Source organism: Pelomicrobium sp. G1, from assembly GCF_051905455.1.
Taxonomy (GTDB): domain Bacteria; phylum Pseudomonadota; class Gammaproteobacteria; order Burkholderiales; family UBA6910; genus Pelomicrobium.
Genome location: NZ_JBQACR010000629.1, coordinates 1 through 235, shown reverse-complemented (window position 1 = coordinate 235; position 235 = coordinate 1). Strand labels below are relative to the sequence as shown.

Annotated in this window: 1 pseudogene; it reads right to left on the bottom strand. The window is 60.4% G+C overall.

Annotation, left to right across the window (positions count from 1 at the left end):
• Positions 1–106 (bottom strand): annotated as a pseudogene (locus tag ACTFO6_RS19905) (BrnT family toxin); the annotation flags it as partial.
• Positions 107–235: the final 129 nt, after the last annotated feature.

The following is a 235-nucleotide window of genomic DNA, read 5'->3' as shown; positions in this document are numbered from 1 at the left end:
CCTCTCTTGCGTTCGTCTGGCGAAAACTGATTACCCGAATCCCATTCTCGGTCGCGGTGAAGCAAAGTACGTGCAACCGCTTGTCCAAATAGCATAGCGTGAGGTAGCGCGTCTCGCCTTAGTCCCTGCGGGTGTCCGGGTAAATCAGGGCCGTGTTGAAATCCACCGCCGCCATCCGCTCGAAGGAAAGCCCCCGCTCCCGGATGTTGCGGGCGTGAGGGGCAGGGGCGAAGGT